This window comes from Arthrobacter sp. Soil736, assembly GCF_001428005.1.
Taxonomy (GTDB): domain Bacteria; phylum Actinomycetota; class Actinomycetes; order Actinomycetales; family Micrococcaceae; genus Arthrobacter.
Genome location: NZ_LMSB01000008.1, coordinates 20,131 through 39,748, shown reverse-complemented (window position 1 = coordinate 39,748; position 19,618 = coordinate 20,131). Strand labels below are relative to the sequence as shown.

Genomic DNA, 19,618 nt, shown 5'->3' with positions numbered 1-19,618 from the left:
TGGTGACGACGGAAGCGGGAAGGCTCTGACAGCCGTCCGTAATACCGGTCAATTGATAGTTTTCCAGCGGGATGTCCCGCTTCCGTTTCGCTGATGTAAAAGATGGATGACGGCGCATTTCCGGCATGTGAATATAAACTCACCGGAAGACTGGCCCCGCCGGACGACGGCGGAATCGGGCATGGAGGCGCCTTTGGCGATGTAAGAATGTGGGGTGACCTCAGCCGGACCGGGCCGACCCCGCAAACAGCAACCCGTGCGCCCTGGCGCGACAGCCCGGGACGAGATCCTGGATGCCGCCTCCGAACTTTTCACAAGCCAAGGGTTCGCCAATACGTCCACCAGGGCGATCGCTGACGCCGTGGGGATTCGTCAGTCATCGCTCTACCACCACTTCGGCACCAAGGATGACATTCTGGCAGAGCTCCTCAACGGCACCGTGGCAGGAGGCCTGGCCTTCGCGGTCGCTGTCCACGCGGCCCCGCCGCCGTCCGGCCCTGGGGCCGCGGCCGCGCGCCTGCACGCCGTGGCACTTTACGACGGAAGCCAACTGTGCAGCGCCCGCTGGAACCTCGGTGTCCTCTACCACCTGCCGGAAGCCCGCGCGCCGAGGTTCCAGCGCTTCATGGATGACAGGCTGCAACTCCGGCAGTTGTACCGGGAGCTGGGCCAAACCGTGGAGGAATTCGCCCCGGCTGCCCCCCTGCCACGCGCGGCGTCGCTTGGCGATCTCCTCTTCCGCTTGGTCGAATCCCTGATCAATCTTCGTGCCGATGGCCTTGCGGACGCTGATTCGGCCACGCAGACGGCGGACGCCGGCATTGTCCTTGCCGGGATCGCTGCAGGCCTGGACGAAATACGGGCTATGAGCGCTGCACTGATCCGCGAGTTCGGGTAGGGCTGCCACTAGGCCAGATCGCACTGCCGCGCGTGCTGCTTCTATCCCAGCGATTCCATACGGGTTTCCAGGATCATCTCCGCGATGAGCGGAATCAGCCGGTCCGCCGGACTCCCTGCCGCAGGCCCCTGCGGCAGGGCCAGAACCCGGATGATCCGCCGCCGACTCCTCACACCAGCACCCGCGTATCGATCTGTGTGGACCAGCACCTGGAACGATTGATTCTCATCGGTATGCCCGGGATTAAAAATGGTTCACCCGTTACCGCCACGATCAGCAGTTCGTCTCCGCCCTGCCGCTAGTTGAGGGCAATGACCAGCATCTGGGTTGTCCCCGGAATGCATGTCTGCAGAACAGCCCGCGGGAACCCACCGAAGACCGCCGCTACGTCGTTCGTCGTGCCTGGGTTGGGCACCTGGCTGCGGGCCGCAACTGTGTACGATCCGTACCCGGGGATGTCGACTCTCTCGCCGACGCCGATCCCCGAGAAGCGCGCCCAGCCTCCGCAGAAGTCGTGTTCGGTGATGAACAGTGAATAGCCGTCAGTCGGCGTGAAGTGGATGGGTCCGATGCAGCTGTCCACCATTGCTTGCCCGCCCGCTCCGGCCACGTAGATGGTCCTTACCGCAGGCGCAGGGGCAGGGGCAGGGGCCTGTACGGGCGCGGGTGCAGCCGCGGCCTTAGGGGCTTCCACCGCAGGCCCGGTGAGTTTCAGCGTCTGCCCCGGAACAATGACGGAGTACGGGCCAAGTCCGTTGGCGGCCAGCATCATGTTCACATCGACGCCGAACCGCGCTGCGATGGTGCCCACCGTGTCGCCGGCCACCACCGTGTATGTATTGGCGGCAGGCGCCCGGGCGGGCGCCGCCGTTCTGACGGTGGCAGGAGCTTTGGCCGGCGCTTTGACCGCAGCCGCCTTGGCAGCCGGAGCCTTGGCAACCGGCGCTGCGGCTGTGGCGGACGGCGTCGGATTTGCGACAGCAGGCTCGGGTGTTGCTTCCGCCGCTGAAGCCGGTTGGCCGGCGGCGCTGGCACCCCCGCTGCCGGGAGGCACGACGGCGTTGACCACTGCAGACGCCCCGAGCAGGCCCGCGGCGACGGCGGCCGCCGCGATGATCAGCCGGGCCCGGTGCCGTCCGGGACTCAGGCGGGACCGGCCGGGAGGGCCCATCCGGATGGTCGGGCTTTCCTGGAGACCGGGGTCTTCCTGGGTTCCTGGGTTCTCCTGAGGGTTCATGGCGTGCCCTTTATTCGTGCGCTGCCGGGTGACCGGGCGCTCGTCGGACGGTTACGCGCACAACAAAGGAGGCGCTCTGACCAGGAGGGAGGGAGCACGGCGTTGGGTCGCATGACCGTTATTCATGAATGAGGCACGCTCGCTAACGTGCCGGCCCCAGCGCCTGACTCGAGTCTAAGAAGCGCCGGCGGGGCGCCGCACGAGTAGCCGTTACCTGTTTTTCCAGTCAGGACCACTTGGACTCGGCCGTAGGCCGCAGGTGCCCCGCTTGCGCCGACACAGCCGGACCGCTGGTCTTTCGGGATTTGTTACTGATGAGTAACATAAGGGGCATGCACTTGCTCCTGCGAACACTCCTGATACTGCTCCGGTCAGCCAAACGCCCGCCCCTCAGCGTCTGGGATTCCTCATCCCTGACCCTCCGCGTGCTGCCAACGGACATAGACATCGCGATGCATGTCAACAACGGCATGTATTTCTCGCTTATGGACCTGGGCCGTTTTGACCTGATGGTCAGGAGCGGAACCTGGCAGAAAATGCGCAGGCGGGGCTGGAGCCCGGTGGCTGCCGGGGAGACCATAGCGTTCCGCCGGTCCCTGCAGCTCTGGCAGCAGTACACCATCGAGACCAGGATCATCGGGCTGGACGCCAAGGCCATCTACTTCGAGCAGCGGATGGTGGTGGGCGGCGAGATCTACGCCCGTGCCTATATCGCCACGCGCCTCGTGAGCAAGGCCGGGCCCGTGACGCAGGAGGAAATCCTCGCGGAGTTCGGCCAGCCGCCGGCCGGACTGGAACTGCCCGAGTGGATTCACGACTGGCGTCAAAACACCGCATTGCCGGGCGCACGGCGGCCTGCCCCGCATGCCTGGGCCGGACATCGAGCGTGACCATGCACCGACGTCGGCAATATTCCCGGTGACGCGGGGAGCGAACAAACCGGCCTCCGGGGGGACTTACTGACGCCCCTCGCGTACCGTTGAACCATGGCTACCGTTGACATCACAGGTGAACAGTTCGCATCGACCATCGAGGGCAACGACATTGTCCTCGTTGACTTCTGGGCCGAATGGTGTGGTCCCTGCAAGCAGTTTGGGCCCACGTACTCCGCCGTTTCGGAAAAGCACGGCGACGTCGTCTTCGCCAAGGTGGACACCGAAGCCGAGCAGCAGCTGGCCGCAGAGGCCGGCATCACGTCCATCCCCACGCTGATGGCGTTCCGCGAGAAGGTCCTCGTCTTCTCCCAGCCGGGCGCGCTCAACGCCCCGCAGCTGGAGCAGGTAATCGACGCCGTCAAGGCGCTCGACATGGAGGAAGTCCATGCCCACGTGGCGCGCTTGCAGGCCGAAGCGGCAGCAGCCGCGGGCAGCAGCCCAGCCCAGGGCTCCGGCACGCAAGACGGCACGCAGATCCCGGATTTCTAAGCGCACCAAACAGCAACTAAGCGCACCAACAGCAACGCGGGGTCACTCCGCGCCCCCGGAACCGAATTCGATGGGCGCGAAGTGACCCCGCGTTGTCTTGTTAAAGCGGACTCGCTTCGTTGAGGAGACTAGAGGCGTTCGAGGCGGACCGGTTCGGCCAGCAGCGCGCTGAGGGATTCGTTGAGGTCCTGGACGGCCGTGCCCTTGGAGTGCTTGTCCAGGTCATCCTCCGAGGCCCACTGCTCGGTCAGGACCAGCTTCTCCTCGGTGGCTTCCGTGAGCTCGTACTGGATGCAGCCGGGCTCGCTGACTACCTCGTCAATGGCGATTTCCAGGGCGAGCTTCACGCGGAAGAATTCGCCGTCGTTGGGGATGAACGTTGCCTGCAGGTCGATGGGTGCACTCATGGTTTTCACAATACCGGCCGCCGCCCACCGGCCCCGCCCTCTTTACGCCGGACACCCGACTGTTGCGCTTCTCTTGCCCGGGGCCTCTTGATAGCGTGCCATCATGCGCGCTTACACAGCCGGGGACACTGACGTCCCGCTGCTCGAGGAGACAATCGGCCACAACTTTGAGCGGGTGGTGGCACAGTTCCCCTATCACGATGCGCTGATCGAGGCGGCGGCGGTACCTGGCGCCGACGCCCGCCGCTGGAGCTACACCAAACTGAACGACGACGTCGACCGCGTCGGCCGTGCGCTCCTCGCCCTGGGCGTCGGCAAGGGGGAGCGGATCGGCATCTGGAGCCCCAACTGCGCTGAATGGACCATCCTGCAGTACGCCACGGCGAAGATCGGCGCGATCCTCGTGAACGTGAATCCGGCCTACCGCAGCCACGAGCTGGAGTTCGTGGTCAGGCAAAACGGCATGCGGATGCTGGTCACGGCGCCGTCGGACCGCAACAGCGACTACGTGGGGATGGCGCGGCAGGCGCTCGCCGAGTGCCCGGACCTGCGCGAACTCGTGTTCCTGCCGGATGCCGGCTCCGCCGAGCTCGACGCCGGCGACCCCCAAAGCGACCAGGAACTCACGTACGCCGAACTGCTCAAGCGGGCGGACGACGTCGGGCATTCCGGGCTGAAGGCGCGCATGGCGGAACTTGACCCGCATGACCCCATCAATCTGCAGTACACCTCGGGAACCACGGGATTCCCCAAGGGTGCCACCCTGACCCACCACAACATCCTCAACAACGGGTACTCAATCGGCGAACTGCTCCGGTACACCGAGCACGACCGCGTGGTGATTCCGGTGCCGTTCTACCACTGCTTCGGCATGGTCATCGGGAACCTGAACGCGCTCAGCCATGGCGCTGCGACCATCATCCCGGGGCGCGGTTTCACGCCGGCCGCCGCGCTCGAAGCGGTGCAGGACTTCGGCGGCACCTCGCTGTACGGCGTGCCCACGATGTTCATCGCCGAACTGGCGCTGCCCGATTTCGCGTCCTACGACGTCTCCACGCTCCGCACCGGGGTGATGGCCGGCTCGCTGTGCCCCATCGAGGTCATGAACCGGGTGATCTCGGAGATGAACATGAAGGACGTGGCCATCTGCTACGGCATGACCGAGACCTCGCCCGTGTCCACCATGACCCGGGACGGGGACACGGTGCAGCAGCGCACCGAAACGGTGGGGCGGACCATGCCGCTGCTCGAAAGCAAGATCGTGGACCCGGTCACGGGCGATGTCGTGGAGCGCGGCGAGATCGGCGAACTGTGCACGCGCGGCTACGCCGTCATGCAGGGCTACTGGAACCAGCCGGACAAGACGGCCGAGGCAATTGACTCCGACGGCTGGATGCACACGGGGGACCTGGCGCGCATGAATGACGACGGCTATGTGGTGATCGAGGGCCGGATGAAGGACATGGTGATCCGCGGCGGCGAGAACATCTATCCGCGCGAGATCGAGGAGTTCCTCTACACGCACCCGGACATCCAGGACGTGCAGGTGATCGGCGTCCCGGATCCGAAGTACGGCGAGGAACTCATGGCCTGCGTCATCCTCAGGCCCGGCGCTGCGCCGCTGGACGCCGCTGCCCTGGCGGAGTTCTGCCGCGGGAAGCTGGCGCACTACAAGATCCCGCGCTACGTGGATGTCCGGGAGAGCTTCCCCATGACCGTCTCCGGGAAGATCCGCAAGGTGGAGATGCGCGAGGAAGCCGTGGCACGGCTGGGCCTCTGACATCGAGGGCCGCAAGTGTCCGTTCGCGCAGTGTGAAGGGCCGCAAGTGTCCGTTCGCGCTCAGCTTGCCCGGGGACCAGCGCGAACGGACAGTTAAGGTCCGGCCCCGCCCTAGCTGATGTTGCGGTTGATGGCCCGGACTCCGACCACGAGCCCGACGGCGGCTGTCACCGACGCGGCCAGGAGACCCAGGAGCGTGTCGGCCCCGACGGCGCCCGCGAACAGTTCGCGTTCGGCGTTGACCAGGTAGGTCAGCGGGTTGAAGAGGCTGGCCACCCTCATCCACTCCGGTCCCGCCTCGATGGGCAGCATGATGCCTGAGAGGATCATCAGCGGGAACAGCAGGGTCTGCTGCACGCCCCAGAAAATCCATTCCTTGGTCTGCGAGACCAGGGCCAGCGCATATGACAGCGCTCCGAGCCCGATGCCGAAGATGCCCAGGATGATGAGCCCGAAAAGGACGTGCAGCGGGTGGAGGACGAAGCCGAAGGGAATGCAGACCACTGAGATCAGGAGGCCCTGCACCACCAGCGGCGCCCACTCCTTCAGCGCCCGTCCGATCATCAGCGACGAGCGGGACAGGGGAGTGGCGAGGATCCGCTCGTAAGAGCCGGTCATCAGTTCGTACTGCAGGTTCGATCCGGTCATTGACGTGCCGAACAGCGCAATCATGACGACCACGCCGGGCAGGAACCACTGCAGCGTGGACTGGCCGCCGAAGGCCGGGGCTCCCACGGCCGAACCGAGCAGGGGGCCGAACAGGCCGAGGAACACCAGCGGCTGAAGGAGGGAGAAGACCAGCGAGAACGGGTCCCTCAGGGGAAGCAGCATCTCCCGCCAGAAGACATACCAGACGTCCCGCAGGATCCGGTCCAGCCCGGGCTTCCGTTCGGCGGGCTCTGTCCGCGCCGATTGCCCAGGCATTACACCTCAGCCCCTTCCCGCAGGCTGCGCCCGGTCAGTTCAAGAAAAACGTCATCGAGCGTCGGCGGCTTCAGTTCCAGGGACTGGGCGGGAGCACCGGCGTCGTGCATCCTCCGCAGCAGCTCCGGCGCCAGCCGGGAGCCGTTGCTGAGCCGCAGCCGGAAACGGACGACGCCGTCGTACGCGTGTTCCTCCACCTCGCCTTCGGCGGCGGCGCGCCCCAGCAGCCCGCGCACCTCGGCCGCGGAGGCCGCCGCGACTTCGACGGCCAGCAGGTCCCCGGCGAGGTCGGCCTTGAGCCGGGCGGGGGTGTTGTCCGCAATGATGGTTCCGTGGTCAATGACGATGACGCGCTCGGACATGGAATCCGCCTCATCCATGTAATGCGTTGTCAGCACAATGGTGGTTCCGTGCTCGGCCCGCATGCGCATGATGTGCTCCCACAGATTTGCGCGGTTCTGTGGATCCATGCCGGTGGACGGTTCGTCGAGGAACAGCAGCCGGGGTGAGTGCATCAGCCCCAGGGCCACATCCATCCGCCGCCGCTGGCCGCCGGAGAGCTTGATGACCGTACGTTTCGCGAGGTCGGCGAGATCCAGGGACTTGAGCAGTTCGTCGGCCCGGGCCTTGGCGTCTGTGGTGTTCATTCCGTAGAAACGGCCCTGCATGACCATTTCGTCGATCACGCGGTAGCTGTGGCCGCCGCCGTTGCCCTGGCCGATGTAGCCGATCCGCGCCCGCACCCCGGCCGGGTCCGCCACGACGTCCAGCCCGGCCACCGTGGCTGAGCCGGAGGTGGGCTTCAGGAGGGTGGTCAGCATGCGCAGCGTGGTGGATTTGCCCGCTCCGTTCGGGCCGAGGAATGCCACGAGTTCGCCGGGGGCGACGTCGATGTCGACGCCCTTGACCGCCTCCACCGTTTCCTTCCTGGCGACGAAGGTCCTGCTTAGCTTGTTCGTGTGGATCAATGGGTGCTCCCGAGGATGCGAGACTCTGGGATCCGGTTTTCGCGCTCTATGGCGAAACGCTATACCCGGCGGGCGGGGGCGTCCACGGTTACTGAACCGTCCGGTGTGTGGCGGGGATGGTCCGGCGGCCCTTGATGAGCAGCCAGAAAATGAGGGCGACTTCACCCACGAAGGCAAACTGCGCGACGCTGACGGAGTACGCCGGGACCAGGACGGCGCCCATCCCGTCAATGAGGTACCCGCCCCCGGCAGCCACGAGCAGGAAGCCAAAGATCCTCGCCATGAATCCGGACCTGACGGCCAGGTAGCCGATGAGCAGCAGATGGACGGCAAAGAGGATGAGGCCCGCCTTCCAGAGGGCATCGAACGCATCCACTGCGCGGAGTATCCGCGCCCCGTCGTCCAGGTGCTTCGGCACTTCCAGCAGGTGGGTGATCGCCACGAAAAAGACCCCTGCATACGCGACCCTGAACCCTGCGGCCATCGCCGAGACGCTTCGGTTCACGGACGCGAAAACTTCGAACAGCGCCCCGGCCACGATGATGTCGAGCACGGCCACGACGATGAGGCTGGCGGTTCCCAGCCGGAACAGCATTTCGGACGCGGCAACGTTCGCTGCTGTGCCCGGCGCATCCCCCGGCGTCATGAGGCTGTCCAGGGGGCCGAATATTCCGAATGCGGACAGGACGGCCATGAGGAGGAGCCCGGCCCCGGCAACCAGACTCGGTGCGCGCAGGGTGCGGGCGGTCCCGGACGGCCTGCCCTCAGGGACCGCTGGAACGGCCGGGCCGGCTTCTGTCTGCCGGGGGACCGGTGCTGTTGTGGACATGGGGTTCTTCTTTCTCGGGGGAATGACAACGGGGGAGGTGCGGCCGAAACGTACTTTCGTACTTAGTACGGAACCGTACCGTACTTAGTACGAAAAGACGATAGGCCGGAGCCACGATGGCAAACCCGGAGGTGCTCCGGAAGGGAGTCAGTGCCGGCGGTGGTCCTGGATGGTCATCCGCGGCCCGAAGGTGGGTTTCCGGAAGCCGCTGAGCCCGATCATCCGGACCACGCGCTGCCGGTGCCCCTTCCACGGTTCCAGGAGGGCCAGCATGCCGGCGTCGTCCGTCCGCAGGCCGGTCAGCGCGGCGCCGACGTCGGCCGCCAGATGGTAATCACCCACGGCGATCGAGTCCGGACAGCCATGCGTCCGCTGCACCACCTCGGCGGCCGTCCACTCGCCGATTCCGGGAATGGTTTGCATCTTCCTGGCAGCCTCCACCGCCGGCAGCGGAGCCAGCCGTTCAAGCGCGACGGCGGAACGCAGCGCCCGCATGACGGTCGCCGAACGCTGGGGCCCCACTCCGGCCTTGTGCCACTCCCAGGACGGGATGCGGAGCCACTCCTCAGGCGTGGGCCGGACCAGCAGGCCCGCCGGTGCAACGGCACCGGCCCCCGGCGCGGGCGTGCCATGGCGGTACATGAGGTAGCGGTAACCCCGCCGGGCCTCGATGACGGTGACCTTCTGCTCCAAAATGGTGGGCACGAGGGAATCAACCATGCGTCCGGTGGACGGCAGCCGGACGGCGAGGTTCCGGCGTCGGGCCTCACGGACCATCCGCGGAAGTGTCGAGTGGAACCCGGCCTCGTCAAACGCCGACCAGTCGTCCTCGGCGCCCAGCAGGCGGGGAACGGCGGCGAGGGCGGCGGCGGAGCCGGGGCCCCACGCCTGCGCGTCGACGTAGGGTTCAGGTCCTGTTTCGGCGCTGGTGAGCCGCAGCGAGACCGGACCGTCCGGCGTCGTGAACGCCATCCACAGGCCCTCCGGCCGGGAAGAGAACGAGGGATCTCCATTGCCGCGCATGAGCGTGCCCAGGGTCTGGCGCAGGCTGTAGGGCCCTCCGGGATGCCATCTCAGGGAGGCGTCAGCGGCAGCGGCAACGCTGGCGGGGACGTCTGTGACGGTCATTGAATCATCGTCCCACGGACCGCTGACACCGCAGGCCACCGCATGCCCGCGGACCTTGGAACCGGCCCTTAACCCGCGAGGTGCGGAGGACTACAATCCCAGGTGTGGCGCGGGTCCGCCGCGTCGTTCCTTCGAACTGACAGGTGAGCGCAATGGGTGGAGTAGTGCATTTCGAAATCCCCGCGGACGATCAGGACCGGGCGAGAAACTTCTACAGCCAGGCCCTCGGCTGGCGGATCGATCCCATGCCGGAGATGGACTACAACGTGGTCATCACCACCCCGATGGATGAACAGACCGGCCGGCCCACCGAGCCCGGCGCCATCAACGGCGGCATGATGGCCAGGGAAGGCGAGCTGACCACTCCTGTCATCACCGTGGACGTCGACGACATCGATGCCACCCTGCGGACGGTCGAGCAGCTCGGCGGCTCGACGGTCAAGCCGAAGGACGCCATCCCGGGCATGGGCTTCTACGCCTACTTCAAGGACACCGAGGGCAACATCTTGGGGCTCTGGCAGAATCTTCCGGCCGGAGAAGCAGGCGGAGCTGCCGGCTAGCGGGACTGCCGCCAGCTACTCCTCGCCTACTCCTCGCCGAAGCGGCCGCGGGCCTCCACGGGGATCAGCGGCTTCTGGGCCCGGACCTTCAGTTCCTGCACGGCCCAGGTGTTGCCGTCGGGATCGCTGAACCCGAAGAACGTGCCGCCGTCGCGCTCGTCAAACACGGTTATTTCGCTGGCCTCCACGCCCCGGCTGAGCAGTTCGTCGCGCGCGGCCCGGGCGTCCGGCACCACCAGCTGCAGCCCCCGCATGGAGCCCGGGGCCATCTCGTTCTGCGACGGCAGGTCGCCGATGACAATCGAGCAGCCCGAACCCGGCGGGGTCAGCTGGACCACGTGCATGTGCTCGTTTTTTGTGTCGTGGTCAAGGTTGAAGCCCACCTTGTCGCGGTAGAACTCCACGGCGCGGCCGATGTCGCTCACCGGGAGCACTACCACTTCGAGGGTCCAGTCCATGGCGGGAGTTCCTTTCGGCGAAGCCAATGAAGCGTGCGTAGCCAGCTTGCCGTGCCGGAGCCGCCTTGGCTAGTGCCCGGAGCCACCTTGGCTAGTGCCCGCACCGCCTGAAACGCCACCGCGCAGCCTGAAACTCCCCAGCCCGGGCAAGACGGTAAGTTTGTACCCATGAAGTACGCCCAGTCCGTCCTGGACCTTATCGGCAACACCCCGCTGATCAAGCTCAACCACGTCACCGACGGCATCAAAGCCACCGTCCTCGTGAAGCTGGAATACGTGAACCCCGGCGGTTCCATCAAGGACCGCATCGCGGCCAAGATGATCGAGGAAGCCGAGCGCGACGGCAAGCTCAAGCCCGGCGGCACCATCATCGAACCCACCTCGGGGAACACGGGCGTCGGCCTGGCCCTCGTGGCCCAGCAAAAAGGCTACAAATGCATCTTCGTCGTGCCGGACAAGGTGGGCGAGGATAAGCGCGCGGTGCTTCAGGCCTACGGCGCCGAGGTGGTGGTGACCCCCACCGCCGTCGCCCCTGACAGCCCGCAGAGCTACTACGGCGTCTCGGACCGCCTGGTCACCGAGATTCCCGGTGCCTACAAGCCGGACCAGTTCTCCAACCCCGCCGCGCCGCTCAGCCACTACGAGACCACCGGACCCGAGATCTGGCGGGACACCGACGGCAAAGTCACGCACTGCGTCATCGGCGCCGGCACCGGCGGCACCATCACGGGCACCGGACGCTACCTCAAGGAAGTCTCTGCGAACCGTCCGGAGTCCGACGGCGGCCGGGTCAGGATCATCGGGGCGGACCCCGAAGGCTCTGTCTACTCGGGCGGCACCGGGCGCCCGTACTTTGTCGAAGGCGTGGGCGAGGACATGTGGCCCGCCAACTACGACAAATCCGTTCCGGACCAGGTCATCGCCGTCAGCGACGCCGATTCCTTCGCCATGACCAGGCGGCTGGCGCGCGAGGAGGGCCTGCTGGTGGGCGGATCCTCGGGCATGGCAGTGGTTGCCGCCCTCCGGACCGCGCAGGACCTTCCCGAGGACGCGGTGGTGGTGGTGATCCTGCCGGACTCCGGCCGCGGCTACCTGGCCAAGATCTTCAACGACCAGTGGATGCGCTCGTACGGCTTCCTTTCCGGCGGCGAGGAAGCGTCGGTGGGCGAGGTCATCAAGTTCAAGACCGGCGAACTGCCGGACCTGGTCCACATCCACCCCAACGAGACCGTCCGCGACGTCATCAACATCATGAACGAGTTCGGCGTCAGCCACATCCCGGTGCTGTCCCAGGAGCCGCCCGTGGTGATGGGTGAGGTCCTGGGCGCAGTCGATGAGCGCACCCTGACGGCCAAGCTGTTCCGCGGCGAGGCCAAGCTGACGGACAAGATCTCCGAGCACATGGGGGAGCGGCTCCCGGTGATCGGCTCGCTGGAAACCATCTCGGCGGCCCGTGAGCTCCTGTCCGACGTCGACACCGTGATGGTGACGTTCGTGGGCGCCCCCATCGGCATCCTGACCCGCCACGACCTCCTCGCGTACCTCAGCAACTAATCCAAGGAGCCCCATGTCTGTCTCTGAAAACCAAGGTTTCAACACCCGCGCCGTGCACGCCGGCCAGGCCTTCGAGCCCCGCACCGGCGCCGTGGTGCCGCCGCTGCACTTCAGCTCCACCTACGCCCAGGACGGCATCGGCGGCCTGCGCGACGGCTACGAGTACGGCCGCGGCGGCAACCCGACCCGCGATGCCCTGCAGGAGCAGCTCGCGGCACTCGAGGGCGGCACGCACGCCTATTCGTTCAGCTCCGGCCTGGCGGCCGAGGACTCGCTGATCCGGGCCCTCGCCCGGCCGGGGGACCACATCGTCCTTGGCAACGACGCCTACGGCGGCACCTACCGCCTGATCAGCCGCGTGCTCGGGGACTGGGGCATCGGCAACACCCCCGTGGACATGTCCGATCTCGAGTCCGTCGCCGCCGCGGTGGCCGCGAACAAAACCCGTTTCGTGTGGGTGGAGACCCCCTCCAACCCGATGATGAAGATCACCGACATCGAGGCCCTCGCCAAGGTGGCGCACGACGCCGGTGCCCTCCTGATCGTGGACAACACCTTCGCGTCGCCCTACCTGCAGACCCCGCTCGCCCTGGGTGCCGACGTCGTGGTCCACTCCACCACCAAGTACATCGGCGGCCACTCCGATGTGGTGGGCGGCGCGATTGTGGTCAAGGACGCCGAGCTCGCGGAAAAGATCGGCTTCGTGCAGTTCGCCGTGGGCGCCGTGTCCGGGCCGATGGACGCCTTCCTCACCACCCGCGGCCTCAAGACGCTGGGCGTGCGCATGGACCGCCACAGCGACAACGCCCAGGCCGTGGCGGAATGGCTGCTGGAACGCCCCGAGGTGGAGGCCGTGCTGTACCCGGGGCTGCCCTCGCACCCCGGCCATGACCTTGCCAAGAAGCAGATGAAGAAGTTCGGCGGCATGATTTCGGTGCAGTTCAAGGGCGGCGAGGCGGCGGCGCGGAAGGTGGCCGAATCCACCTCCGTCTTCACCCTCGCCGAGTCGCTTGGCGGCATCGAGTCCCTGATGAACTACCCGTCGGAGATGACGCACGCGTCCGTGAAGGGCACCGAGCTGGCCGTCCCCGTGAACCTCATCCGGCTTTCCTGCGGCATCGAGGACGTCGAGGACCTCATCGCCGACCTTGAGCACGCCTTCAGGTTCATCCAGTAACGGCGTTCATGCAGTAACGGCGGCTCGGCAGCCCGGCCCTCTGGCTTTCTTCAAGAAAGTCAGATAGTCTCGCCGCATGGCACTCCGCTCTGACTGGTCCCAACGCAACTGCAGCATGGCCCGCGGCCTGGATATCTTCGGCGACCCCTGGGGCATGCTGGTGCTCCGGGAAGTGTTCTTCGGCAACGGCCGCTTCGACGCCATGAAGACGCGCCTCCAGGTGGCGGATTCGGTCCTCACCCGGCGGCTCGCCGCGCTCGTGGAGTCCGGCCTCCTGGCCAAGGAACCGTATGACGACGGCGGCCGGACCCGCCAGGAGTACGTGCTCACCGCCAAGGGCGAGGACGCCCTGCCGGTGCTCAACGCCGTCGTGATCTGGTCCGAAAAGCACCTCCCGGCGCCGTCCGGCCATGCGCACATGTACGTCATCCATTCGCCCTGCGGGCAGCGGACCGGCTCCGCGGACACCTGCACGGAGTGCGGCGAGCGGCTCACGGCAGAGAACACCAGCTGGCACAGCCTGACCCGCACCGAGGACCCGGTGCCGCTGGCAACCGCCCGCGAACGCCCGGAACCCGGGCAATCAGACACTGACCGTACGGACGCAACCGGACACAAAGGAACAGCCGCATGAGCAGCCCCGAGGCGACCGCCGCCCGCAATGAAGAAGACCAAGAAGCAGCGACCCCGCCGGGTCCGTCCCGGAAGCGCCGGCTGCATCCCGCGTGGATGGTGGCCGCGGTGGCGTTCCTGGCGCTCGTGGGCGCAGCGGGCTTCCGTGCCGCGCCCGGTGTGCTCATGGTGCCGCTCCAGCAGGAGTTCGGCTGGTCCACCACCGTGCTGTCCGCCGCCGTCAGCATCAACCTGGTGCTGTTCGGCCTCACGGCCCCCTTCGCCGCGGCCCTCATGGAACGGTTCGGCATCCGCGCCGTCACCGCCGTCGCGCTCGTGCTGATCGGCGCCGGCAGCGCCCTGACCGTGCTGGTCAATCAGTCCTGGCAGATCCTCCTCACCTGGGGCTTGCTGATCGGGCTGGGAACCGGCTCCATGGCCCTGGTCTTCGCGGCGACCATCGCGAACACCTGGTTTTCCAAGAGCCGGGGCCTGGTGATCGGCATCCTGACAGCGGGCAGCGCCGCCGGCCAGCTGGTCTTCCTGCCGTTCATCGCCATGCTGGCCCAGGATCCCGGCTGGCGGCAGGCCTCCCTGCTGATCGCCGCCGGTGCCCTGGCGGTGGTTCCGCTGGTGCTGAAGTTCCTGAAGAACTCGCCGGCCGACGTCGGGGTGTTGCCTTACGGCGCTGAGGTGCCGGCTGGCGGCGGGGAGCCGGAGTCCGCCGTCGCGACCGGGGCCCGACCCGCCGCCGAACCGGCCGCAGCAACAGCCGCCGAACCGAGCCGCAACGCCGCCGTCCGTGCGCTGCAGGTCCTCAGGCGTGCCAGCAGGGTGCGCACGTTCTGGGCGCTCGCGGCCGGATTCGCGATCTGCGGCGCCACCACCAACGGACTGATCGGCACCCACTTCATCCCCTCCGCGCACGACCACGGCATGCCGGAAACCACCGCGGCCGGCCTGCTGGCCGTCGTCGGGATCTTCGACATCCTGGGCACCATCGCCTCCGGCTGGCTGACCGACCGCTACAACCCGAGAATCCTGCTGGCCGTGTACTACCAGTTCCGCGGGATCGGGCTGCTGCTGCTGCCGCTGCTGCTGAGCGCCACGGTCCACCCCAGCATGATCGTGTTTGTGGTGATTTACGGCCTCGACTGGGTGGCCACCGTGCCGCCCACGGCCGCCATCTGCCGCCAGGTTTTTGGTGCCGACGGCAGCGTGGTGTTCGGCTGGGTGTTCGCCGCGCATCAGCTCGGCGCCGCCGCGGCCGCGCTGGCCGCCGGAGCCATCCGCGACGCCACCGGCCAGTACACCTACGCGTGGTTCGGCGCTGCCGCGATGTGCACCATCGCGGCGATCATCAGTGCCACCATCCGCAAGGACGCCGGGAAACGGCAGTCCACCCCGGTGGTAACCGGCGCGGCGTGATGTGCGGCCCGGCCGCGTCGGTGAGCGGAAGGCGCGGGTCGCTTCGGTAGGATTGCCTCAGCGCCCGCGCGGGCGCTGGTCCTGCGGCATGGCGCGACGTGCGTCCCGGAGGCAAAACCACACAGGTTCACGCATCTGGGGGACACTGAATGGCTCTGCTCGACGCCCACACTCAAGACAAGGCCCAAACAGAAGAGACGGCCTTAACGCAAGACTCCGCAGCCGCCGGCACGCATGAAGTGTCCAGGGCAGGCTCCGCGGGGCTACTGCGAAGGCCCTGGGCAACGGCAGTCTCCGCCGAACTGGTCACTCTGCTGGTCGTCGCGGCCGCTGCCGTTTTCATCTCGTCGCGGCTTGACGCGTGGGGCAAAGAAGGCCTGGACTTCAGCGTCTACTGGCACGCAGGCAAGGTCCTCAACGAGGCCGGCCTGGCGCCGTCGGGACTGTACCGGCCGACCCTGCAATGGGCCGGCGGCCCGGAGCTTGCCTTCACGTACCCGCCGTTCGCTGCCCTCGTCTTCAGCCTCCTCGCCGGGCTGCCCCAGGCAACGGCCCTGCTGCTCTTCAATGCCGCGGGAGTGGCCGTGTCCGCCTGGGTCGCCGCCTTGGGAGTCCGGTACTGGACCGGCAAATCCGGCTGGCGCGGGACCTTTGGTCCGTCTGCCGGGCGCTCGCTGCGGAACCGGATAGGCGCCGTAGTGCTGCTCCTGGCCATCCTGAACCTCGGCCCGTGGCGGGAATCGCTGGTGTTTGGCCAGATCAACATCCTGCTCCTGGGACTGATGGCGGCAGACCTCCTGGCTGGCAACCCGAAGTGGCGCCGCGGGCTTCCGGGCAGCGGCTTTCTGGTGGGCATCGCGGCCGGGATCAAGCTGACACCTCTGGCCTTCGGCCTGTACTTCCTGATCCGCAAGGACTGGCGCGGACTGCTGAACATGGCCGCCGGCTTCGGGTCCACGGTGGTGCTCGGCTGGCTCATCCGCCCTGCCGAATCCCTGCAGTTCTGGCTCCAGATGCTGCCGGACACCTCCCGGATCGGCGGCGCCGGCTACGTGGACAACCTGTCCCTCAAGGGCGCGCTGCTCCACTTCGGAGTTCCCGAGGCCGGAGTCACCGCGCCGTGGCTGGCCCTGAGCCTGCTGGTCGTGGCCCTGGGAGCAGCCGTCATTAAGGCCGCCAGCGACCAGGGCGCCAGGGTGGTGGCCATTTCCGCCACTGCGCTCACGATGCTCCTGATCAGCCCGATTTCCTGGTCCCATCACTGGGTCTGGATGGCCGCGGTGCTTCCCGCCTTCGCCTGGACCATGCGCGAGACGCCCCTGCGCCACCGCAAGACGCGCTGGCTCATGGGTGGCGTCCTGGGCGCATCCATTATGGTGTTCCTCTTCTCTCCCAAGGCCATCGGCACCCTGTTCGGGGCCGAAAACCTCAACGTCCAGACGCCCGGGCTGTGGATCATGGCCTCCAGCGCCGGGGTGTTCTGCGCGCTGGCGATCATGGCCTGCTGGCTCGTGGTGCTTCGGCGTGGCTCGCTGACGGGAGTGCCGTCATGAGCCTGGAACCCGAGGCCCTGGAGCCCCAGCGCAAGACCGCCCTGGTGACCGGCGCCGGCCGCCTGGCCGGCATCGGCGCCGGAATCACCCGTCAGCTCGCGGCCGACGGCTGGGATTTGGTCCTGACGTACTGGCAGGACTACGACTCGCGGATGCCCTGGGGAATCCAGCCAGACGACGTCGAACGGCTCACTTCGGAGCTGGAGGCCATCGGCGCCAAGGTTGTCTCCCTGCCCGCGGACTTCCAGGACCCGGAGGCCGTGGACCGGCTGATGGCGAGCGTGGCCGAACAGGCAGGCACCCTCCACGGCATGGTGCTCAGCCACGCCGAATCCGTCGACTCCGGAATTCTGGACACCACGCTGGAGAGCTATGAGCGTCACTTCGCCGTCAACACCCGCGCGAGCTGGCAGCTGATCGGCGCCTTCGCGCGGCAGGCAGCGGACGACGGCGGAGCTATCGTGGCGCTGACCAGTGACCACACGGCGTTCAACCTTCCGTACGGCGCCTCCAAGGGTGCGCTGGACCGGATCGTGGTTGCGGCGGCCCGTGAGCTGGGCCCCCTGGGGATCTCCGCCAACGTGCTGAACCCCGGCCCGGTGGATACCGGCTGGATGAACCGGGAGATCCGCGAAGAGCTGACCAGGCGCCAGCCCGGAGGCCGGCTGGGAACGCCGGCGGACGTGGCGGGCACTGTGGCCTTCCTGCTTTCCCCGGCAGGCCGCTGGGTTTCGGGGCAGCTGATCAAGGCCGACGGCGGTTTCTCGGCCTGAGCGCCTTGCCGCGAGTTCTCCTGTGCGCCGCTACTACGCCGGCTGATGCTCCGGTGCAGCACCGGGCCGCCAGGGCGTGAGCCGCGGCAGCCAGCGGGGGACATTGTCCCGGTACACCTGGTACTCCGCACCGAACTTCCGGGTGAGCGTGGGCTCCTCATAGAACTTCACGAAGGCCGTCACAGGGACAGCACCCAACGCGGCGACGGCGAACAGCTTTGGCTGGCCGAGCAGCAGCCCCTGCCCGGTGACGGCGGCGGCAATCGCCACGTACATCGGGTTCCGCACGTACCGGTACAGGCCTCCCACCACCAGATGCTTAGGTGGCGCAAACGGCGCCGGGGTGCCGACGCCTTCCACTGCGAAATGGACGAAGGAATTGGCGATCACGGACGCGCCGGCACCCAGCAGCAACGCCCCGGCGAGCTGGGCGGGCGCTCCGCCGGGCACCGGCCGCTGGACTCGCCAGCGCGTCAGCAGCCACGGAACCAGGCCCGCGGCCGTCGCCGGCGCGAGGGCGAACACTGCCGTGCCAACCGCAGCCCGCTGCCTCTCACTTTTCGTATCTTCGGAAACTGCCATGCTGGCATTCTGAACCGCGGCATCGGCGGGGACAAGGGGCGGATCTTCCGCTGGTTGAGCTTGTCGAAACCAGGTGTGGACAAGGGGCGGAGCCGAAAGCTACCGGAACGCGGGCAGCCCCGTGATGTGCTGGCCAAGGATCAGCGTGTGGACCTCGTCCGTCCCCTCGTAAGTGCGCACCGACTCCAGGTTCGCGGCGTGCCGCAGCGGCGAATAGTCCAGGGTGATGCCGTTTCCGCCCAGGATGGTCCGGGCTTCGCGGGCCACCTTGATGGCCTCGCGGACGTTGTTCAGTTTGGCCAGCGAGATCTGTTCGGGCCGCAACCTCCCGGCGTCCTTGAGCCGGCCCAGGTGCAGCGCCAGCATGGTGCCCTTCTGGATCTCCAGGAGCATGTTCACCAGCTTCTCCTGGGTGAGCTGGTATCCCGCCAGCGACCGGCCGAACTGCTGCCGTTCCGCCGCATAGTTCAGGGCCGCCTCGTAGGAGTCGCGGGCTGCGCCCATGGCTCCCCAGGCGATGCCGTACCGGGCCTCATTGAGGCAGGAGAACGGCCCGCTCAGTCCGCGCGCGCCGGGCAGCAGTGCCTCCGGTCCCAGCCGGACGCCGTCGAACGTCACGTCGCACTGGACGGAGGCGCGCATCGACAGCTTCTGCCCTATGGGCGCGGCGCTGACGCCGGCGGTGCCGGCCGGCACGAGGAAGCCGCGGATGCCGTCGTCGGTCCTGGCCCAGACCACCATGACGTCGGCAATGGAGGCGAGCCCGATCCAGCGCTTGGCGCCGTCAAGGATCCAGCCGGCGTCAGGGCCCGTGCCGTCCTGGCGGGCGAACGTGGCCATCGACGACGGGTCCGAGCCGGCTGTCGGCTCCGTGAGCGCGAAGCAGCCGATCACCTCGCCGGCCGCCATGCGGGGGAGCCACTCCTCCTTCTGGTCCTCCGACCCCCATCTGTGGATCGCGGTCATGGCCAGCGAACCCTGGACGGAGACGAACGTGCGGATGCCTGAATCGCCGGCCTCCAGCTCCATGGCTGCCAGACCGTATTCGACGGCGGATCGCCCCGGGCAGCCGTAACCCTCCAGATGCATGCCCAGCACGCCGAGCTCGCCGAGCTGTGCCGGGAGGTGCAGCGGGAAGACGCCTTGGTCGTACCACTCTGCTATGTCCGGGCGGATCTGCTGGTCGGTGAAATCGCGGATCCGCTGCCGGAGGACAAGCTCATCAGGGGTCAGCAGTGAATCGAGGGCCAGGATGTCGGAGGGGTCCGGGAGCCCGAACTCGGCCGTGGCTGCCGCGGGGTCAAGGTCGTCGTTGCTCATGGCAGC

At 67.3% G+C, this 19,618-nt stretch carries 20 protein-coding genes; 11 read left to right on the top strand and 9 right to left on the bottom strand.

What is annotated here, in order from left to right; translation table 11 throughout:
- Positions 1-214 precede the first annotated feature (214 nt).
- Positions 215-898: a TetR/AcrR family transcriptional regulator gene (locus ASG92_RS06550; protein WP_056626171.1), complete on the top strand. Its 684-nt coding sequence runs from the start codon at positions 215-217 to the stop codon at positions 896-898.
- A gap of 298 nt (positions 899-1,196) precedes the next feature.
- Here ASG92_RS06550 and ASG92_RS06545 read toward each other — a convergent pair whose 3' ends face one another.
- Positions 1,197-2,135, bottom strand: a complete 939-nt coding sequence (locus ASG92_RS06545) for a LysM domain-containing protein (RefSeq protein ID WP_056626169.1) — start codon at positions 2,133-2,135, stop codon at positions 1,197-1,199.
- Between the two features lie 332 nt (positions 2,136-2,467).
- On the opposite strand from ASG92_RS06545, the gene ASG92_RS06540 reads away from it, so the two are divergent.
- Entirely contained in the window at positions 2,468-3,025 is a 558-nt protein-coding gene (locus ASG92_RS06540) for an acyl-CoA thioesterase (protein ID WP_056626166.1), read from the top strand.
- A 96-nt stretch (positions 3,026-3,121) separates the two neighbouring features.
- Entirely contained in the window at positions 3,122-3,559 is a 438-nt protein-coding gene (locus ASG92_RS06535; protein WP_056626164.1) for a thioredoxin family protein, read from the top strand.
- Positions 3,560-3,687: 128 nt separating this feature from the next.
- Here the strand turns inward: ASG92_RS06535 and ASG92_RS06530 are convergent, their stop codons facing one another.
- Positions 3,688-3,966 (bottom strand): antibiotic biosynthesis monooxygenase, encoded by a 279-nt coding sequence (locus ASG92_RS06530; protein ID WP_056626162.1) that lies wholly within the window; start codon positions 3,964-3,966, stop codon positions 3,688-3,690.
- 103 nt (positions 3,967-4,069) lie between these two features.
- Here ASG92_RS06530 and ASG92_RS06525 point away from each other — a divergent pair, with 103 nt between their 5' ends.
- Positions 4,070-5,746, top strand: a complete 1,677-nt coding sequence (locus ASG92_RS06525) for an AMP-binding protein (protein ID WP_056626160.1) — start codon at positions 4,070-4,072, stop codon at positions 5,744-5,746.
- 111 nt (positions 5,747-5,857) lie between these two features.
- Here ASG92_RS06525 and ASG92_RS06520 read toward each other — a convergent pair whose 3' ends face one another.
- The 4 genes from ASG92_RS06520 to ASG92_RS06505 all read right to left on the bottom strand — a co-directional run bounded on the left by ASG92_RS06520 (position 5,858) and on the right by ASG92_RS06505 (position 9,595).
- Positions 5,858-6,670, bottom strand: a complete 813-nt coding sequence (locus tag ASG92_RS06520) for an ABC transporter permease (protein WP_056626159.1) — start codon at positions 6,668-6,670, stop codon at positions 5,858-5,860.
- Complete coding sequence (locus tag ASG92_RS06515; protein WP_056626155.1) at positions 6,670-7,638, bottom strand: ATP-binding cassette domain-containing protein; 969 nt, start codon at positions 7,636-7,638, stop codon at positions 6,670-6,672. The genes ASG92_RS06520 and ASG92_RS06515 overlap by 1 nt, the downstream gene beginning before the upstream one ends.
- Positions 7,639-7,726: 88 nt before the next feature.
- The gene (locus ASG92_RS06510) at positions 7,727-8,467 is read right to left on the bottom strand and encodes a DUF4386 domain-containing protein (RefSeq protein ID WP_082579347.1); all 741 of its coding nucleotides are present in this window, start codon (positions 8,465-8,467) and stop codon (positions 7,727-7,729) included.
- A gap of 147 nt (positions 8,468-8,614) precedes the next feature.
- Positions 8,615-9,595 (bottom strand): hypothetical protein, encoded by a 981-nt coding sequence (locus ASG92_RS06505; protein ID WP_056626152.1) that lies wholly within the window; start codon positions 9,593-9,595, stop codon positions 8,615-8,617.
- A 152-nt stretch (positions 9,596-9,747) separates the two neighbouring features.
- Between ASG92_RS06505 and ASG92_RS06500 the strand changes: the two genes are divergently transcribed.
- On the top strand, positions 9,748-10,155 hold the full coding sequence (locus ASG92_RS06500; protein ID WP_056626150.1) for a VOC family protein: 408 nt from the start codon (positions 9,748-9,750) through the stop codon (positions 10,153-10,155).
- Between the two features lie 26 nt (positions 10,156-10,181).
- On the opposite strand, the gene ASG92_RS06495 is transcribed toward ASG92_RS06500, so the two are convergent.
- The gene (locus ASG92_RS06495; protein WP_056626147.1) at positions 10,182-10,613 is read right to left on the bottom strand and encodes a VOC family protein; all 432 of its coding nucleotides are present in this window, start codon (positions 10,611-10,613) and stop codon (positions 10,182-10,184) included.
- Between the two features lie 168 nt (positions 10,614-10,781).
- On the opposite strand from ASG92_RS06495, the gene ASG92_RS06490 reads away from it, so the two are divergent.
- The 6 genes from ASG92_RS06490 to ASG92_RS06465 all read left to right on the top strand — a co-directional run bounded on the left by ASG92_RS06490 (position 10,782) and on the right by ASG92_RS06465 (position 17,710).
- Positions 10,782-12,167: a cystathionine beta-synthase gene (locus tag ASG92_RS06490; protein ID WP_056626144.1), complete on the top strand. Its 1,386-nt coding sequence runs from the start codon at positions 10,782-10,784 to the stop codon at positions 12,165-12,167.
- Between the two features lie 13 nt (positions 12,168-12,180).
- Positions 12,181-13,344: a cystathionine gamma-synthase gene (locus tag ASG92_RS06485; protein WP_056626141.1), complete on the top strand. Its 1,164-nt coding sequence runs from the start codon at positions 12,181-12,183 to the stop codon at positions 13,342-13,344.
- A 76-nt stretch (positions 13,345-13,420) separates the two neighbouring features.
- Complete coding sequence (locus ASG92_RS06480; protein ID WP_056626137.1) at positions 13,421-13,978, top strand: helix-turn-helix domain-containing protein; 558 nt, start codon at positions 13,421-13,423, stop codon at positions 13,976-13,978.
- Positions 13,975-15,384 carry an MFS transporter gene (locus ASG92_RS06475; protein WP_056626134.1) on the top strand — a complete coding sequence of 470 codons (1,410 nt, stop codon included), beginning with the start codon at positions 13,975-13,977 and terminating at the stop codon, positions 15,382-15,384. Before ASG92_RS06480 ends, ASG92_RS06475 begins: the two co-directional genes overlap by 4 nt.
- 149 nt (positions 15,385-15,533) lie before the next feature.
- Positions 15,534-16,937, top strand: coding sequence for a glycosyltransferase 87 family protein (locus tag ASG92_RS06470; protein ID WP_082579346.1), 1,404 nt, complete (start codon positions 15,534-15,536; stop codon positions 16,935-16,937).
- A complete protein-coding gene (locus ASG92_RS06465; RefSeq protein ID WP_056626132.1) occupies positions 16,934-17,710 on the top strand; it encodes an SDR family oxidoreductase in 777 nt (258 codons plus the stop codon). Before ASG92_RS06470 ends, ASG92_RS06465 begins: the two co-directional genes overlap by 4 nt.
- A gap of 33 nt (positions 17,711-17,743) precedes the next feature.
- Here the strand turns inward: ASG92_RS06465 and ASG92_RS06460 are convergent, their stop codons facing one another.
- Positions 17,744-18,292 carry an isoprenylcysteine carboxylmethyltransferase family protein gene (locus ASG92_RS06460; RefSeq protein ID WP_056626130.1) on the bottom strand — a complete coding sequence of 183 codons (549 nt, stop codon included), beginning with the start codon at positions 18,290-18,292 and terminating at the stop codon, positions 17,744-17,746.
- A gap of 99 nt (positions 18,293-18,391) precedes the next feature.
- On the bottom strand, positions 18,392-19,612 hold the full coding sequence (locus ASG92_RS06455; protein ID WP_056626127.1) for an acyl-CoA dehydrogenase family protein: 1,221 nt from the start codon (positions 19,610-19,612) through the stop codon (positions 18,392-18,394).
- Positions 19,613-19,618 lie beyond the last annotated feature (6 nt).

Bases quoted from the DNA above. Each gene is read 5' to 3' on its own strand.
- ASG92_RS06545 (WP_056626169.1), bottom strand. From the start codon at position 2,135: ATGAACCCTCAGGAGAACCCAGGAACCCAGGAAGACCCCGGTCTCCAG.
- ASG92_RS06540 (WP_056626166.1), top strand. From the start codon at position 2,468: ATGCACTTGCTCCTGCGAACACTCCTGATACTGCTCCGGTCAGCCAAA.
- ASG92_RS06535 (WP_056626164.1), top strand. From the start codon at position 3,122: ATGGCTACCGTTGACATCACAGGTGAACAGTTCGCATCGACCATCGAG.
- ASG92_RS06530 (WP_056626162.1), bottom strand. From the start codon at position 3,966: ATGAGTGCACCCATCGACCTGCAGGCAACGTTCATCCCCAACGACGGC.
- ASG92_RS06525 (WP_056626160.1), top strand. From the start codon at position 4,070: ATGCGCGCTTACACAGCCGGGGACACTGACGTCCCGCTGCTCGAGGAG.
- ASG92_RS06520 (WP_056626159.1), bottom strand. From the start codon at position 6,670: ATGCCTGGGCAATCGGCGCGGACAGAGCCCGCCGAACGGAAGCCCGGG.
- ASG92_RS06510 (WP_082579347.1), bottom strand. From the start codon at position 8,467: ATGTCCACAACAGCACCGGTCCCCCGGCAGACAGAAGCCGGCCCGGCC.
- ASG92_RS06505 (WP_056626152.1), bottom strand. From the start codon at position 9,595: ATGACCGTCACAGACGTCCCCGCCAGCGTTGCCGCTGCCGCTGACGCC.
- ASG92_RS06500 (WP_056626150.1), top strand. From the start codon at position 9,748: ATGGGTGGAGTAGTGCATTTCGAAATCCCCGCGGACGATCAGGACCGG.
- ASG92_RS06495 (WP_056626147.1), bottom strand. From the start codon at position 10,613: ATGGACTGGACCCTCGAAGTGGTAGTGCTCCCGGTGAGCGACATCGGC.
- ASG92_RS06490 (WP_056626144.1), top strand. From the start codon at position 10,782: ATGAAGTACGCCCAGTCCGTCCTGGACCTTATCGGCAACACCCCGCTG.
- ASG92_RS06485 (WP_056626141.1), top strand. From the start codon at position 12,181: ATGTCTGTCTCTGAAAACCAAGGTTTCAACACCCGCGCCGTGCACGCC.
- ASG92_RS06480 (WP_056626137.1), top strand. From the start codon at position 13,421: ATGGCACTCCGCTCTGACTGGTCCCAACGCAACTGCAGCATGGCCCGC.
- ASG92_RS06475 (WP_056626134.1), top strand. From the start codon at position 13,975: ATGAGCAGCCCCGAGGCGACCGCCGCCCGCAATGAAGAAGACCAAGAA.
- ASG92_RS06470 (WP_082579346.1), top strand. From the start codon at position 15,534: ATGGCTCTGCTCGACGCCCACACTCAAGACAAGGCCCAAACAGAAGAG.
- ASG92_RS06465 (WP_056626132.1), top strand. From the start codon at position 16,934: ATGAGCCTGGAACCCGAGGCCCTGGAGCCCCAGCGCAAGACCGCCCTG.
- ASG92_RS06460 (WP_056626130.1), bottom strand. From the start codon at position 18,292: ATGGCAGTTTCCGAAGATACGAAAAGTGAGAGGCAGCGGGCTGCGGTT.
- ASG92_RS06455 (WP_056626127.1), bottom strand. From the start codon at position 19,612: ATGAGCAACGACGACCTTGACCCCGCGGCAGCCACGGCCGAGTTCGGG.